Consider the following 16,282-nt stretch of genomic DNA (forward strand, 5'->3'; position numbering starts at 1 on the left):
GTTGCGATTACCTTGGCACCGCCATCAAATACACCACTAAAGGTGTAATGCTGCCCAATGCCACCACCATTAATCCCATGCGGCGGTGTTTGGCGTTTTGAAGCAAAATAATCAACCCTGTAATCGAAAACAGTAAAATCAGCCCTGCGGACACATCAATCACCACAGACCACACATTGCCGCTATGCCTGCCTTTATGCAGGTCATTCACTAACCCCAGTAAGCCTTGGCTACTGCGTTCAATTTCAATGAGTTGGTCTTCAAGTAACACGGTGACAAAGGCATAACCTGCAGGCAAAGGGTAGTCAAAGGTGATTTCGCCCATGTCCACCAGCACATCAATACTGCGTGGAGAAGCCAGTGCTGTTTTTTGTTCGATATAGGCTTGCAGCGCGTTAAGCGGATACTCTCCTTCAAACTGAGCAAATTGCACAGGTAAAGGTAAGCTTTGGATTTCGCTTGTGGCTTGAGCAGTCCAAGAGGGGTGATTAAGGGTAATCCCCGTAAGGCTAAAAAAGACTAACAGGGAAAATAAAGTGCATGACACATAAATGTGTAACCAACGGCAAAAGCTAAAAAAGCGTTTTGCTTTTGCCGTGCGTTGCCATGAAGTTGCCATTAGAATTGATATGACACCGTGGCCTTAATATTACGGCCAGGTTCAAAATCTTGCAGATACAACTCGCCAAATCGAGGATGGAAAGACACACCAGTACGAGAAGATTGCGAAGCATAATACTCATCAAATAAGTTATCGACACCTGCAATAATAGTTAACCCTTCAACCGCTGTAATATCCCATCTAGCATTGATGTTATGCACGGTATAACCTTGCTTACTGTTATCAAGGCTTGCACCGTCTAAATCAAGTCCAGCAGGCACGTCATCGGCATAAAGCAGTTCCCAATTAAACGACAACCCCATGTCATCCAATGCATAACCTAAGGTTGCACTGACTGTATCACCTTGTTGTCTATCTAATCGTGCACCGTCTAATTCACTATATTGTTCAAACGCCTGTAATTCACTTTCAGCACTTGAGTAGGTTACTGAGCCTGAAAAACCGCCATTGAGATAATTAATGTAGGCCTCATAACCTTCAATATCCATATCGCCGATATTGTCTTTCCAATAACGACCTCCAGAAGTCGCAGGTGCTGTAGCATAATCGTAGATGTAGTCATTAATTTCGGTTTTAAATACGGTCGCCCCTAGGGAAATATTATCATCACCAAATGCTTCAAATTGATATGCAAAAGCTAGCTCATAGTTAACCCCAGTTTCGGCTTCAATTTCTTGATTGGTGGTGTCATATAAACCTGCGCCGACAAACACTTCACCAATTTCAGGCCCCTTAAATAACTCTGTAGCACTGACATTAAACACTAAATCATCAGTAGGCTGAATGGCTAACGCTAACGCCCATGCAGTATTATCAAAGTCGTTATCAACGACCTTAGAATCCACTGAATATTGGTCATAACGTAAACCTGGGATCAAACTGATGTAATCGTTAAAGGCAATTCGATCTTGAACAAAAATAGCAATGTTTGACGATTCTTCAGCAGACTCATCCGTGCTAGCAGTGTATCGAGCAGAGTAATCTGTATCATGTTTCACATAATCAAAACCATAGGTAAAGTCATGCTCCCACAGAGCTGTCAGCGTGGTTTCACCTAATAAGTTTATGCCTTGATTCTTTGCCTCTCCGGTGACAATCGCTGCCCACCCTGCGTAATCAGGATTATCTGCATAGCCCGTTTCATCACGCCACAGCTCGCTGGTATTGGAGTATGCTGCCGCTTTTATCAAGCTTGACGCCAAACTTAGCTCGTAATTAAGCGCCAAGGTGTCACGCGTAAATTTCGTCGGCCAAAGCAGTGGCACATTTAATGACTCGGTAATAGCGATATCAGTTGCAAGCCCCATATCAGGGCGGTAACTGTAGTCACCTTCGTCGGTGTACTTTTCATAACTAAGTTGAATACGCTGATTATCGCTCGGCTCCCAGCCGAACTTAATTAGTGCATCATCAAGTTCGCCCTCAAGCCCTCTTACCGTGCCGTCGGTACCTTCAATGACATCGCCATTTGAATCGGTAATTTCTCCGCCACCCACTTCGTAATTTTCACGATTGACCAAATTGTAATAGCCAAGAAAATCAACACTGTCAGTCATCAAACCATAAGCTGTGGCTGAGTATGTTTGTCCAGAGTTATCGCCAGCCCCCACTTGCACGCGTCCACCAAATCGTTCACCCGATTGCAATAAGTCACGTGCTTGTTTGGTTTCAAATCTTACCGAGCCACCTAAGCCACCGTTAATGACTGAGTTGTTACCCACATCAATATCAACTGACTTCAAAATATCAGCATGAATTTGCAGGTTACCCATGTGGTGATACATGTAGTTATTTTGCTTAGCACCATCAATCGATATGTCTAAGTCTTTATCATCCATGCTACGAATCGTAATACGCTGATTTAATGAATGTGCTCCGCCAACATCCACACCAGGAATGCTGCGTAATAAGTCACTGATATGATCAGCCTGTTTACTGGCAATGGCTTCTTCTTTTAAATACATAGAAGAGGCATTTACAGTGGTACTCCATACTGTCACACGTTCTATTTCAGTGTCTTCAGACTCAGCCGAAAATACCGCTGAAGAAGTAAGCACTGTAACAACAGCTAAGCTTGTCGAACTTATTTTAAAGCGCTTGGGTAACATAACGATTCCTTGTGGATGAAAATTATTCCGAACAACTGTAATGAGAATTATTATCATTATGTTACCACTGTGTTATGGTGTTTGTTTCACTCATTGTTATGCGAAATCGCCAAGCTGTTATGCGTAATCGCCATTTACTATGAAAAGGCAACTTAGGTATGAATACACGCTTATCAAAGGTTGAGTTATCAAGAAAAATCAAAGATGCAGGCTATGAAGATGCTTTTATTGAAGCAAAAGATATTGCTTCAAAGGAGCTGATTACCGGTAAGGTGTATTTTAAAAAACTGCCCAGTGGTATTGATGTTCACTGCGTTAATATGACAGAACATACTGAGGGGTATAGCAACTCGCAGATTGATACCTGCATTAGCATTAATGTATTACTCGCCGGTAAGGTTAGCTTTGCACTAGAACATCAGCGCTATGATATTCAAGCGCAAAGTTCGCCTGTGTTATTCATCAACATTATCAATTCACAGCAGATATTTACTCGGTTTTTTACTCAGCAACAGCAGGTCAAAAAAGTCAATTTAACCATTACCAAGCAATGGTTATTAACCCGCTGTGGCAGTATGGCTGACAGGCTGCATATTGAGAAAATATTTGCCTCGGCTCAGTCTGTTTTTCAGTGGCCATGCACTGAAAAACAACTAACATTAGCCGCTGAGCTGTATCAAAAAAGCCTCGATGAAACGCTTAACTTTCAATGGGAATTAGAGCAACTGGCATTACAATTTTTTTGTGACAGTTTTACGCTACTGAGTGACAACCTCGATCGAGATGCGACTCCCCCAAAAGAGCCTGACATTAACAACTCCCCTTTACCAGTAAGTCAGTTTGATTTTGAGGCAAAAATTGAATCCTTACTATTTGAATCATTATCTCTCAAACAAATCGCTGACAAACTTGGCGCGAGTGTTAGTACCTTACAACGTTATTTTAAGTCACATCATCAACTGACACTCAAAGAGTACATCCGCAATCAGATCCTTGAGCATGCCAGAAGACGCCTTATTTTTGACAATCAATCAGTGGGGGAAGTGGCATATCACTCAGGATACAACCATGTTTCTAACTTTTCTTCGGCATTCAAAAAGTACTTTTCGATGACGCCAATTGAAATGCAAAACCAATACAGAAACCTTGAGTAACTAGGCTTAAACCACCACTTGCTTAAACAAGTTTTGCACGATAAACAAACCAATAAAGCACGCTACGGCCGATAATATTGGTGTGATAACCCAGCCCACTAATATCTTACCTAATACAGGCCATTGAATTGGCAACCGCTTTAAAAAAGCAATGCCTATCACGGCACCAATCACGGCTTGCGAGCTCGATACCGGCACCAATGGAATCGCTGGTAAGCCCATATTTACAAAGCCATTTGACAATGACTGCGACGAGAAAATAAATAGCACGATGGAATGCGCCATTACTACGACCCATGCGGTTACAGGTGTCATTGAAATCAAGTTACCACCCACAGTCATCATCACTTTTTTAGAGTAAGTAAATACCCCAATACTGATAGCAACAGCCCCTAAGAAAAACAACTGCATCGCCCCGGTAAACTCTATTCCAGCCAGCTCGATGGTATCGATAGGCGCGCTTAATACAAACACCCCCATCACATTGGCAATGTTATTCGCTCCTAAACTGTAGGCACCAAAAGCGCCAGCTAAAATCAAACCGACTCGAGTCCATTGGTCAAGCTGGAATAACCCAGGACGCCACCAGTTAATTGCCTTGGTCACCGCCTTATACAACAAAACTGCTGTAATTGCCGCTAAGATTGGACACATCACCCATGTGCTTAAAATTTTAGTGAGCACTTCGGGATCAGTTGCCATGCCACTGAATAGGTTCCAGCCAATAATCGCCCCCACAATGGCTTGCCCTGTGGATACCGGTAAACCTGATTTTGTCATTAAGTACACGGTTGTCGCTGCAGATAATGCCACAGTAAAAGCACCACCAATAGCTGACACTTTACCCAACGCGCCTAACGTATGTGACGCACCAGCACCACTTATCACAGCGCCTAAAATGACCATCACCGAACAAATCATCGCGGCAGTAGAGAACTTCACCATCCTTGAGCCAACTGCGGTACCAAAGACATTCGCAGCATCATTTGCACCCAGTGACCAACCTAAAAACAAGCCACTTGATAGAAACACCCAAATCGCAATATCCATTTGCACTCCTTACTGAACGCGTTTTAACGTGAAAATGGCTACCCTGTCACTGATGTCTTCGGCTAAATTAGCCACTTGATCAATTCGGTCAAAGAAATAACGCAGCTGCACTTTGTTAATAAGTGGCAAGTCTGTATCAAATAAAATCGTTTTAGCTCGAGTACAAGCTTTATCTGCATCAGACTCAAACATGATCACTTTTTGATGATATTCCTGCACCCGCTGTAAATCGGTAAAAAAGCTTTTGGCGCACAATAAAGTGTGGTCAATGGTATTGCCTACAGCCTTAAGTAACACCATCAAATCAGCCTCAACCGCCTGAGGGATTAATGGCTTTTCAATTTGCAGGTGCAAACCTATAGTCTCTTGGCGATTGATTAGGCGGTCAGTTAAATCGATAAGTGACGCTACATCACCCCGTAAATCAGGAATAAGCGTCTTTCGATATAAGGTTTGTTCAATTTCTCGTTTGAGCACATCGGCTTCATGTTCAATAGCTTGTAATTCAGCTAACGCATTGGAAAACTCATCACTATTAGCGCCATGGGTGAGATACATTTGCCACATATAAACAAACTTATGCTGCGCTAAGGTCACTTGATCTAGAAATAAAAAAACATTGGTTTCGGTAGACTGACTCTGAGAAAGAAGCGTAGAAATCCGAGAAAAGCCAAACATTGGCATCTCCTTGTAGTATTGATAATGGAAGGTAAAGCGAAAACATGACCGGGCACTACCAATGGGAGTGAGGGTGATAATACCCAGTCATGGGTGAGTGCGGGAAACTAGTTGAATCCTTTACTCATTTTAAAAGTGGAACTTGTTTTCGAACCACTATGACCATGCTCATAACCGACAGATTCAACTTGTTGGTATAAGTATTGGTACATTTTTTCTAATTGCTCTTTGTCTTTAACATGCCCTTTAAACGAGAACTCATTAAAGCTGATACGTGGCTTACGGTAGTAAGGAGTCCATACTTGAAAGTCCACTTCTACATTATCAAATCGCTTATCTTTTACCGCCCCTTCCCAGCCATGGGTGCGCATGACCATTGTTTGAATAACCTCATCTTGATGAGCTTCATAGATGTCGCCAACGATGTCCCACAAAACAGAATGGCGCTTTAACACCTTAAATACCGAGTCGATATCCACGTTTCTGACATCAATATCTGCTGGAGAATATGGCACGTCATAACTCACACTGTATGCCGCTTTACCATCGGTATAGTCAATTTCCGCTTTACGGTAATTAGACAGTTCACCAAAACTTTCTGGGTCGGCTGCACGTAGTTTTACGGTAATTTTACTCTTGCGAGGCTTACTCACATCTTCACGCACACGGATATTAATATCCTTGGCTTTGAAAGCGCGATTTGGCGTATCTAAGTAAGTCACCAATTTGACTTTAAGGCGCTCTTCTAAATCGATAAAATTAAATGCTTCTTTAAATTCATCGGTTTGCTTAGTCGCTGCATAAGGCATCGTTTTCGCTGTACCCGTATTCACGTGATACTCAAGTGAAGTAAACGCATCTGGCGATAATGCATAGGCACTAGAGCTTAAACACACATTCACCAAGCCAATTAAAAATAGATTATTTCGCATCAACATATCCCCTTAAATTAAAATGCAAATTGCAATCTGGCTTGGAAAATATTGCCATCTTGATCATACATTTCGACACCGTTAATGTCGGTATATGGCTGCTTATAATCCGACTGACTGCGAACATAGTTAAACTGCGCTTTTAGGTTATTTTCTAAGTACCAGTTTACCCCCACGATGTAATCGGTTTTTTCTCCGCCATAGATATCGGCATCCGTATCATCGAAGTTAGCAATATCCACACGTGCGGCGATTTCCCAAGCACCATAACCACCAGCAGAAATCGCATTTTCAGGTTTTACTGATTTAAAGGTGCCTTTCTTACTACCATAGTTCCATTGCTCGCCCGTTAAGGTATACACGGCTTGTAAGTAATAGGCATCAACGCTTACCGACTCATCGTCAACTTGATCCGCTTTTGACGTTACATATTCACCTTGGATCAGTAAATTACGGTGCTGATAAGCCAGCTCTAAGCCATAACTTTGCACTGATTCAGCATCAAACTTACCAGTATCAATAGTGCGGCTAACCGGTTTGCTGCTAGGTCTTGCACGGTAACGCATTTCTTCAGCTTCACTATTATTGTTGGTGTACATACCACTCACACCAATATGCAATAAATGATCACTGGTATTAATCGGCGCCATAGTAAAGCGACCGTTGTAGACATCTTGTTTGAAGTTTAAATCATCATCATTGATGTTAGCGGTTGTACCTAAGCCCAGCATCAAGTTGTAATCATTACCTTTATACAACCATTGCACACCCACATTACGATCTGGTGAGAAGGTATCCGTGCTCGCACGCTCTAAAAAAGCAAGGTGAGCAGAACTGCCTGTCGCCTCTAAGCCGAAGCCAAATTTTTGAAAACCAATTTCAAGCTCTTGGTTCTCCCAGCCACGGTAACTCACGTTGGCATCTTTGACTTCTACTTCTGATTCCCCATCAAAATCAAATTCTAACGAGTACTTCCAAACATTTGAAAAGTAGCCTTCTACGCCAAAGCGGACTCGTCGGAAGTCGACCGTGTTTGCTCCGCCTTCAAATTCACGTTTACTGCCAGTGTAGAAATCATCAGAGTTCACATAGTCCAATTGAATACGACCAGAAAACTCCATGGTCGACTTGCCGTCTTTCGATATAAACTCTGGTGACGGGCTGCTGCTTGAGAACGTTAATCGGTCAGTTTGATTAGCGGCATCTTTTGCTTCAATTAATTCCATTTCTAGTGCATCTAAGCGTTCTTCTAGTTCTGTCACACGGTCGCTATCAGCTGCCATTGCAGCACCTGAAAAACAAAATAACGATATCGCGACAGCCTTAGCTACGCCCGAAACTGAAAACACATTTTCTTTGCTCATCTTTCTCTTCCTTAGATTTATTTTAAGACTAATGTGGAACAAAAATGTTTCTATCCTGTTAGGCATAGAGTAGATCTACAGTAGAAGAAAAAACATGATCAACATCAACTAATTACAACTTAATCTGACAATTATTAACTAATGAGATCTGGGTGCAACTTGTTCATTGTCGGGTGTTTTTTTATATTAGGCAGCCGAATCCCGCATTAGAATTGTCTCAATTCAAACGCAACGATTCCCGGTCTTTTAGGTTAAATTACCTGTATGGTTTTAGGCTTTATATGAGAAGCGATTTGAGCGCCGTACCAGCCGATAAAATCAGAAAGTAATTATTTAACCTGTTCTAATCTATGGATCCCTTTACGGCTGGTCGTGAGTTTATAGCGTTGATAAACGCTATCAGCATCGGTTTTAATTTCTACAATAACGTTTATGGGATACACACTGTGCACATTGTATTGTTTTATGTTGTTATCTGTTTCTTGCCAGTGACAACGAATGGTTCTTGGTAAAAAACGTAAACGCTTACTTAAATTAAGTGTCAGTTTGTCTCTAAACTTAAATAAAGGTTCTTCACCGTTTTTTAAATGTGATTGATATAAGCGTTTATATACCAACGCTTCTTGGGAGCTATGGCTATCTGCACGGTAGAAACGTTTACGAAGCTGATTAATTTTGGCAGGTAAGGCCTCAGCCTTTTGTCGATACAAGGTTTCTTTGGCATCAAAAACAAGTTGACCAGAGTCGGCTTGATGAAAACGATAATGATGCTGAGAGTATTTAGAAAAATACTTCTCCATAAAATAGTTACGCCCCAATTCCTTGATGCGGTCTTTAAAAATATATGACAACACCAATGAAAAGAAAAAAGGAGTCGAGAAATTGCCAAAAGCCCTTTGGGTTGCAAAAGCCACTCCCGTGGCAAACGCCATTGCTAATGCTGCAGCAAAACCAAAAATAAGTTGCTCTGCCACTTCGCCGTTTTTAAGTCGCTTACGAGATAATTGATAAGGTCTATGAATGACTCGTTTTGCAATATGTAAGCGGTTAAGTAACTTTTCTCTGCCAGCTTCTGATTTAGGCATTAACGTCAGATTACGCAGTTCAGCCTCTTCGGTTAACCGATGAATGTGAGTATTAAGCCAAGCTTTTTCTTCTTTAGATGCTTTATGTTTCGCTTCTAGTAAACACTGGTGATAGTGGTAGCTAATAACATGCAATGCCAATTTAAATAATTTACTTTGGGTAACACCCGCTTCATTGTCATGAACCTGTGAGAACTGCTCTATTCTGTCCCCCATAAACCGTAATCGCCGAGCACTGCCAATGGTAAGATCTTGTTCTGTCATTTGATGGGAAGGTAAAAAGTCTTCAGGTTGTAAGTCGAGTAACCCGCAAACAAATTCAGATAAGGCCAACACATAACGACGTTGGTTGGCCTTAGCTGTAGCATAAGCAGTTTGCTTAATGATCAATAAATCACGATCAATAGTATTACAGCTGATGGGGTCAACTTTAATAAGCTGCTGTTGCTGTAGGAGATTATGATAAAAACTACTTTTATTCATGACGTCGCTATTGTCAGCCAATTTAGCAGGATAGAAGAAGTACACCTGCAATTGCACTCGACTTAACTCAGGTGGAATTTCCAGCTGAATCGTTAAGTGGTACTCATCGGCTATCGATAGCGACAACATGACATTCACCCTACCATTGAGTGAAAGGTTGCTTCATTAGCATTGAGTTATAGTAACGCGCATCACCAGTGACTTCTTCTGCTAACCAACTTGGTTTATGAACGGTTTGCGCTTCATCTGTCAATTCAACCTCTGCGACAGTCAGCCCTTGGTTGCTGCCGTAGAACTCATCAACCTCGAAGATGTGTCCTTCGAAATCGACAAGATAACGAGTTTTGTCGATGACGCCTGGTTCACAGATTTTCAGTAGTTCTTGCGCCTCTTCAACAGTGATTTCTTTTTCCCATTCATAACGCGACGCACCTGACTCATTACCTATTCCCTTAATGGTTAAAAACCCTTTATCGCCTTTTACCCGAACTCGCACAGTACGTTGCGGCACACTACTTAAATAACCTTGAATAATGCGCACAGACTTAGCTGCTTGAGCTTTAAATTCGTCACTTGAGACTAAATATTTACGTTCAATTTCTTGTGCCATGATAGCTATTCCCTAAAAATGAATTTGTCGCTGTTACCACTTTTGCCTATTAAGTCGGCCAAGTGAATTAATTCGCTAATGGCAAGTTTTTCATGCCGATAACACGCTTAATAGCTTGAAGGTAGTTAATGTTTTCAACCCCTTCTAAACGCAAATCTTTTACTGTTGTTTGGATATCATCAAGCTCGGTAGATTCACTGTTTACACTGACTAAGCGCGCACCGTTCACTAATACATTGGCGACCTCACAAATGGTGTTATTGACCATGTAACCAAAACGTTCTTTGTGAATTTTTACTGCTTGAAGATCTGGGTGGGCATCGATGATATCGATAAACTCTTCAAAGCTATAGGTTTCTTTCGCTAATGCAGGTTGTTCTACCATAAATGCAGGGAAAATCTCTTCTACAAGCTGAGATTTAGCAATCGGGAATTCTGCTTTTAACTTAGGATCCCACTGCTCTAGACCATCTACCGTTTGCACATAACTTTTAACATCCATTTTGCCATCGCGAATTTTGGTGTTATTTAAATCATTGGTGCGAGACATAATGTAAATTTCATCACTTTCACGACGCCATACCTTTTCTGGAACCGGTACAGATAAACGCGCCATACGTTCTGCAGCTTCAGTAAAGTCCTGCCCAAACGTACGGAACTCAAAGCGTGGTTTCGAAATTTCACCAATTGTTAATTCAGACATACTGTTTCCTTTCATATCAAGTCGTTGTTATTGAGTACCCTTTTACAGTACTCCTGTGATTGACAAAAAAAACAGATCCAGATCAACTTTTATCAATTTTAGTTTTAACCTAATCTTACAAACACAAATACACGGAACATATTTAAATAAATATAATTCATTAAAATCAATAAATTAAGAAAACAACAAAGTTAACACAAACAAAAGCAAAAAATATTAATTAAAAACTAATTGATTATTTTATTGATCTTGATCCAGTTTTATCCTCACGTTAAGGGGTATGGTTAGCCCATAAGGATTTCAGCTAAAGGTCATAAGAAAATGAGCAAAGAAGTTACGGAACGGATAGACCCCCTAGACATGAATCAATATCGAATGGAAAGGTTGCCTGTCAGATCAAAATCAAACTTTGAGTTGTGGCTAGCACGAAGCGGTATATGGATTGCCTTGGTGGTTTTTGTTGCGATATTAACCGGTGCTCCAGCCTCATTTTTAACTCAATTTGATCCCGCTATGCTAAGTCATTCGGCAGCAGAACACTTTCATGAAGTGGGCTTAACGGAGTTTAGTTGGCACGGCCAAGCCATGTTAGCTATCTTTTGTGCGGCGGTGATTCTATGGATTACCGAGCCTATTCCTAACTACCTTACTTCGCTAATGGTCATTATCGCCTTAGTGTTAACTGGCGTTCTGCCCGAGCGTCAAGCATACGCTCAATTAGGCCACCCTATTATGTGGCTTAACATTCTCTCTTTCATCTTGGCATCTATGTTGGTGTCCTCAGGGGCAGCCAAGCGTTTCGCCTTATGGTTTATATGCCGCTTTGGCACAAGCGCTACACCCATTTTTTATAGTTTTATGGTGATCAACCTAGTGCTATCAGCATTCATTTCAGCCACCACAGCAAAAGCCGCCATCTTGATGCCCATTTTTATGGTAATCGCTGCGGTGTATGGTGCCAGAGGCGGTGACAATAAGAATAATTTTGGCCGTAACTTAGTGCTGCAAAACTTACTACAAATCAACTTATGTGCAGGTGCATTTGTTACTGGCTCAGGAGCAAACTTATTGGCAGCAAGTTTAATTGCTGGCGCGATAGGGGGAAGTTTTTTCTTTGCTGACTGGATGATTGTCGCATTACCCATTGTGGTTTGTATGATTGTTATTGGCTGGCTGCTAGCAACTAAAATATTCTTTCCGTTGGCACCAGAAGAACGCTTACCGCAAATTGAAGGCGGTATGGAGCGCTTAAAAGAAGAACTAGAAAAAATGGGGAAAGTCTCATTCCGTGAGATAAAATCGATCGTCATTTTCGTCACCATTTTGGTTTTTTGGGCAACGGATAAATATCATGGCGTGAGCGCAACAGCGATAGCATTTATTGGTGCCATCGTCGCCTTATGCCCACGTATTGGGGTGGTGAACTGGAACCAAGTCGATGTCCCTTGGCATTTACTCCTATTCTCAGCAGGTGCTTACACCTTAGGCGCAGGTTTTAAACAAACTGACCTACCTAATCTGGCAGTAAATTTTAGCCTAGAATATTTTGGCATGGATGAATCAACACCATTCAGTGTGTTTTACATTGCCCTCACTGGCGCCATGTTACTGAGCTCGCTAGTATTTCAGTCTAAAACAATGCGAACCATGTTGTTTGTGCCTATCGCAATTGGGATTGCACAGCGATTTGATTTCCCAATCATGAGCTTAGCATTGCCTGTCGCGTTATTGATTGAGCATGTATATGTGCTTCCCTTTAACAGTAAACCAGCCTTGTTGCTTTACTCAACAGATCAGTACAGTCTGAGCGATAGCTTTAAGTTTGGCTTTACGATGTTAATGATAGGCTGGGCCACCAGCATTCTAATGGGTGAAACCTGGTTTAGGTGGTTAGGTTATACCCCTAACGGCGTTTTTTGGTAAGATGTTTTTAGATGGTAAATACTTAATGATAATAAGCAGATATGAATTCAAATAAAAATGAAATTCGCAGTAAACTTGCTCTGCTTCAGCTAGCAACTGAACTTGGCAGTATCAGTAAAGCCTGCGATATTATGGGCTATAGCCGTGATAGCTATTACCGCTTTAAAAAACAATATGAAGAGGCTGGTGAGCGAGGGTTAAAAAACCTCTCTCGTAAAAAGCCAGCCCTTAAAAATCGAGTCTCTCAAGAAGTTGAAGATCAAGTGATTGAGATTGCACTCGATTACCCTAATTACGGCCAAGCCAAAGCCGCTGAGCTGCTAACTGCTCGAGGGTGTACGATTTCAGCCAGTGGCGTACGCACTATTTGGGTTAGACATAATCTTGAAACCAAAAAAAATCGCTTAGTTGCTTTAAACAGCCACCTACGACAACAAAACCAGCTTAGCTTCAAAAGCCAGCATGATATGGAGCAGCTCTACAAGCTTGAACAAAATGAAACGGCTTTAGACTGTAAATATCCTGGCGATGTGTGTGTACAAGATACGTTTAGTATCGGAGTTGTTGAGCCTATCGGTCAGCTATTTCAGCACACCTTTATCGATGCCTACAGCCAATATGCCATTGCAATTGTGACTGATAATAAAGAGTCTGCGACTGCGGCTGAATTTTTATCAACCACGGTTATGCCTTGGTATCAAGAACACAAGATCCCCATCAATAGTCTACTGACCGATAGAGGGGCGGAGTTTTCAGGCAAACAGTCGGCGGCGCCGTTTAAGCAGCTGCTTGAACAAACCGAGATAAACCATATTCAAATGCGTGCATACAACGGACCTGTAGTTAATGGTTTAGCGGCACGTTTTCAACAGCTCGCTTACGATGAATTTTATGCGCCTTTTTTAAAAAATCATCGTATTACGGATATCGAAGAGCTCAATACCCAACTGCAAAAATGGCTCAACCGCTATAACCATCAATATGCGATTGCTGGTCGTTATACCTTAGGTAAAACAGCTGTTGAAGTCTTAGCTCTCAGTAAGCATTTGCTAACGTAAACAACAGCCTCATTGGTTGTCATTGATATACAAACCTTTGAGGTGTCACCCTTTTGAGCTTCACCCTTACAAAGCTTCATTTTATTGAAACCTTGTAAGGGTGAAGCTTTTTTATTGATTAATAATCAATCGTGGTATCAATTGATTACCAAGGTATGTAAAAATATTGTTTCACCTTACTGGCTGTAATTCAGGATTGAGCAACTGAGCCAGAATTACATTGAGTATTGGTGCTGTTATACGTTAGCCACTGACACACCACACATAAATCACAAGGAAGTTATATGGACTTTTCTGACGGCATTTTACAGCTGAATTCATTTTTTACCGTCACTATCGGTATTATCGTGCTGTTTGTTGGCAGACGCTTAAATCAGGTCGTAGGTTTTTTAAAAGAGTTCAGTATTCCGGAGCCTGTTTCTGGCGGTATTGTTTTCTCGATAATGTTTACCCTCATTTACGCCATCGCCAGTGTTGAGGTGACTTTTGATTTAATGGCTCGAGATATTCTCTTGGTGTACTTTTTTACCACGATTGGGATTAATGCAAGCTTAGGGGATTTAAAGAAAGGTGGAAAACCCTTAGCCATTTTACTGGTAGTGACCATTGGCTACATGATTTTGCAAAACTTAACAGGTATTGGCGTTGCCACATTGTTTAACCAAGAACCAGTTGTTGGCTTATTAGGAGGCAGTGTCTCGTTAATTGGTGGTCACGGCACCGCCATCGCCTGGGCGCCCAAAATTCAAGAACAATTCGGCCTAACCAGCGCAATGGAAATCGGTATCGCTAGTGCAACATTCGGCCTAATATTAGCCAGTTTAATGGGTGGTCCGATTGCTAAATACCTAATTAATAAGCACCAATTAAAACCTTCGGTTGATTTAGATGCATCAAACACGCAAGGTAAAGAAACCGAAACACCTGTCAAAATGACATCTTTTGATTTTTTAGACGCCCTGCTTGCTATTCATATTTGTGTCATCCTCGGCTTTATCCTTAATGAAGTCGTCAGTAATTTTGGTTTAGATTTACCTTTATTTGTTACCTGCTTATTTGCAGGTATTGTGGTCACCAACTTAACCCCAAAAAGTTACCCAAGACTAACAGGTACAGCTTGGCCTACACGTACTGCGGCTGTCGATTTAATCGCAGATATGGCATTAGGTACTTTCTTAGCTATGTCATTAATGAGTATGCAATTGTGGACGCTTGTTGATTTAGCAGGCCCTATCTTCGCCATTCTAGGTATGCAGTTTATTGTCGCTATTTTAGTGAATCTATTTGTCGTATTTCCTGCAATGGGTAAAAACTACGACGCTGCCGTTATTTGTTCTGGCTTTGGCGGTATTTCATTAGGTTCTACTCCTACCGCAATGGCAAACATGTCAGCCGTATCTATGCGCTACGGCTATTCAGCTCAAGCCTTTATTATTGTGCCACTGGTTTGTGCATTCTTTATCGATCTCGCTAATGCGTTAATCATTCCTTACTTTATCGGCTTGATGCAATAACGCTATACAATCAAAAAAGGCCATCTTGTGATGGCCTTTTTAATATCAATTCTTCGACAAGATCATACTAAACATAAATGGTACCTAACAGGTATAACACCCCGTAACCTGATACCAATACTCGCTGACCTTCAAGCTGACAATAAAGCACTCCTCCTCGTGCAGAGGCTTGTCTTGCGACTAAGGTTTGCTTCTCTAAAATAGCGCCCCAATATGGAACTAAACCAGCATGAATAGACCCTGTGACAGGATCTTCATCACCGCCATTTGCAGGCCAAAAGTAACGAGAAACAAAGTCATACTCGGACTCAGCAACATCGACTTGTGCTGTTACCACAACATCTAAGGGCGCAAGCGTTTTTAGGATGTCAGATTGATATTGCAGCCGCTCTACCTCATCAACTGATGACATGATCGCAAAATAAGCCTGTCCGCTTTTTAACACAGCTCGCGGCGTAATAGACAAACCAGCAATTAATGCTTCAGGGACTTTATTAAGCGGTGCGGGCGCCCTGTTAGGAAAGCTCATTTGAATTCGACCATCAGCCAATTGCGTCACGGATAAACTGCCAGCATGGGTCGTCATAAACTGCAGCTCGCCTTCGCAGCCTAAATGGTCAAATAAAACAAAGGAGGCAGCCAAAGTAGCATGACCGCAGAAGTCTATTTCTGTTAATGGAGAAAACCAGCGGATCTCATAGCGATTGTGAGAAAAGAATTTAATAAAAGCCGTTTCAGATAAGTTATTTTCTGCTGCAATATGTTGCATTAACCCATCATCAAGCCAATCGGTTAAAGGGACGACCGCGGCAGAGTTACCTTTAAATTGTTTGTCAGTGAAAGCATCTACGACATATATTTCTAATTCCATGACCACGCTCCAAATCCTTTTGTGGCTGTAGTAACTTAATTCAGACTACAGCCAGTATCTTTGTCAATTCCAATGCATAAAGCGTACATATCAGCTAACCAGCTCATAGACCATAAAGATTAATAGC

General features: G+C 41.6%; 14 protein-coding genes. 4 read left to right on the top strand and 10 right to left on the bottom strand.

The window, feature by feature from the left end:
• Positions 1-7: 7 nt before the first annotated feature.
• Positions 8-619, bottom strand: coding sequence for a PepSY-associated TM helix domain-containing protein (locus SJ2017_RS20970; protein WP_080917255.1), 612 nt, complete (start codon positions 617-619; stop codon positions 8-10).
• Complete coding sequence (locus SJ2017_RS20975) at positions 619-2,730, bottom strand: TonB-dependent receptor domain-containing protein (protein ID WP_080917257.1); 2,112 nt, start codon at positions 2,728-2,730, stop codon at positions 619-621. Before SJ2017_RS20975 ends, SJ2017_RS20970 begins: the two co-directional genes overlap by 1 nt.
• A gap of 158 nt (positions 2,731-2,888) precedes the next feature.
• Between SJ2017_RS20975 and SJ2017_RS20980 the strand changes: the two genes are divergently transcribed.
• Positions 2,889-3,884: a helix-turn-helix domain-containing protein gene (locus SJ2017_RS20980; RefSeq protein WP_080917258.1), complete on the top strand. Its 996-nt coding sequence runs from the start codon at positions 2,889-2,891 to the stop codon at positions 3,882-3,884.
• Positions 3,885-3,890: 6 nt separating this feature from the next.
• Here SJ2017_RS20980 and SJ2017_RS20985 read toward each other — a convergent pair whose 3' ends face one another.
• The 7 genes from SJ2017_RS20985 to SJ2017_RS21015 all read right to left on the bottom strand — a co-directional run bounded on the left by SJ2017_RS20985 (position 3,891) and on the right by SJ2017_RS21015 (position 10,789).
• Entirely contained in the window at positions 3,891-4,934 is a 1,044-nt protein-coding gene (locus SJ2017_RS20985) for an inorganic phosphate transporter (RefSeq protein ID WP_080917260.1), read from the bottom strand.
• A 9-nt stretch (positions 4,935-4,943) separates the two neighbouring features.
• Complete coding sequence (locus tag SJ2017_RS20990) at positions 4,944-5,612, bottom strand: DUF47 domain-containing protein (protein ID WP_055024112.1); 669 nt, start codon at positions 5,610-5,612, stop codon at positions 4,944-4,946.
• Positions 5,613-5,719: 107 nt separating this feature from the next.
• Complete coding sequence (locus tag SJ2017_RS20995) at positions 5,720-6,544, bottom strand: hypothetical protein (protein WP_080917261.1); 825 nt, start codon at positions 6,542-6,544, stop codon at positions 5,720-5,722.
• A gap of 17 nt (positions 6,545-6,561) precedes the next feature.
• A complete protein-coding gene (locus SJ2017_RS21000; protein WP_080917263.1) occupies positions 6,562-7,908 on the bottom strand; it encodes an OprO/OprP family phosphate-selective porin in 1,347 nt (448 codons plus the stop codon).
• 329 nt (positions 7,909-8,237) lie between these two features.
• On the bottom strand, positions 8,238-9,605 hold the full coding sequence (locus SJ2017_RS21005; RefSeq protein ID WP_055024109.1) for a hypothetical protein: 1,368 nt from the start codon (positions 9,603-9,605) through the stop codon (positions 8,238-8,240).
• Between the two features lie 10 nt (positions 9,606-9,615).
• Positions 9,616-10,086 carry a CYTH domain-containing protein gene (locus tag SJ2017_RS21010; RefSeq protein ID WP_055024108.1) on the bottom strand — a complete coding sequence of 157 codons (471 nt, stop codon included), beginning with the start codon at positions 10,084-10,086 and terminating at the stop codon, positions 9,616-9,618.
• 67 nt (positions 10,087-10,153) lie between these two features.
• Positions 10,154-10,789: a hypothetical protein gene (locus tag SJ2017_RS21015; RefSeq protein ID WP_065110473.1), complete on the bottom strand. Its 636-nt coding sequence runs from the start codon at positions 10,787-10,789 to the stop codon at positions 10,154-10,156.
• 321 nt (positions 10,790-11,110) lie between these two features.
• Between SJ2017_RS21015 and SJ2017_RS21020 the strand changes: the two genes are divergently transcribed.
• From SJ2017_RS21020 to gltS, 3 genes are all read left to right on the top strand, one after another.
• On the top strand, positions 11,111-12,712 hold the full coding sequence (locus tag SJ2017_RS21020) for an SLC13 family permease (protein ID WP_055024106.1): 1,602 nt from the start codon (positions 11,111-11,113) through the stop codon (positions 12,710-12,712).
• 41 nt (positions 12,713-12,753) lie between these two features.
• Positions 12,754-13,770: a helix-turn-helix domain-containing protein gene (locus tag SJ2017_RS21025; RefSeq protein ID WP_055024105.1), complete on the top strand. Its 1,017-nt coding sequence runs from the start codon at positions 12,754-12,756 to the stop codon at positions 13,768-13,770.
• A gap of 284 nt (positions 13,771-14,054) precedes the next feature.
• Positions 14,055-15,284, top strand: a complete 1,230-nt coding sequence (gene gltS / locus SJ2017_RS21030; RefSeq protein WP_055024104.1) for a sodium/glutamate symporter — start codon at positions 14,055-14,057, stop codon at positions 15,282-15,284.
• A gap of 67 nt (positions 15,285-15,351) precedes the next feature.
• Here gltS and SJ2017_RS21035 read toward each other — a convergent pair whose 3' ends face one another.
• Positions 15,352-16,155: a PhzF family phenazine biosynthesis protein gene (locus SJ2017_RS21035; RefSeq protein ID WP_080917264.1), complete on the bottom strand. Its 804-nt coding sequence runs from the start codon at positions 16,153-16,155 to the stop codon at positions 15,352-15,354.
• Positions 16,156-16,282 lie beyond the last annotated feature (127 nt).

Source organism: Shewanella japonica (assembly GCF_002075795.1).
Lineage (GTDB): Bacteria > Pseudomonadota > Gammaproteobacteria > Enterobacterales > Shewanellaceae > Shewanella > Shewanella japonica.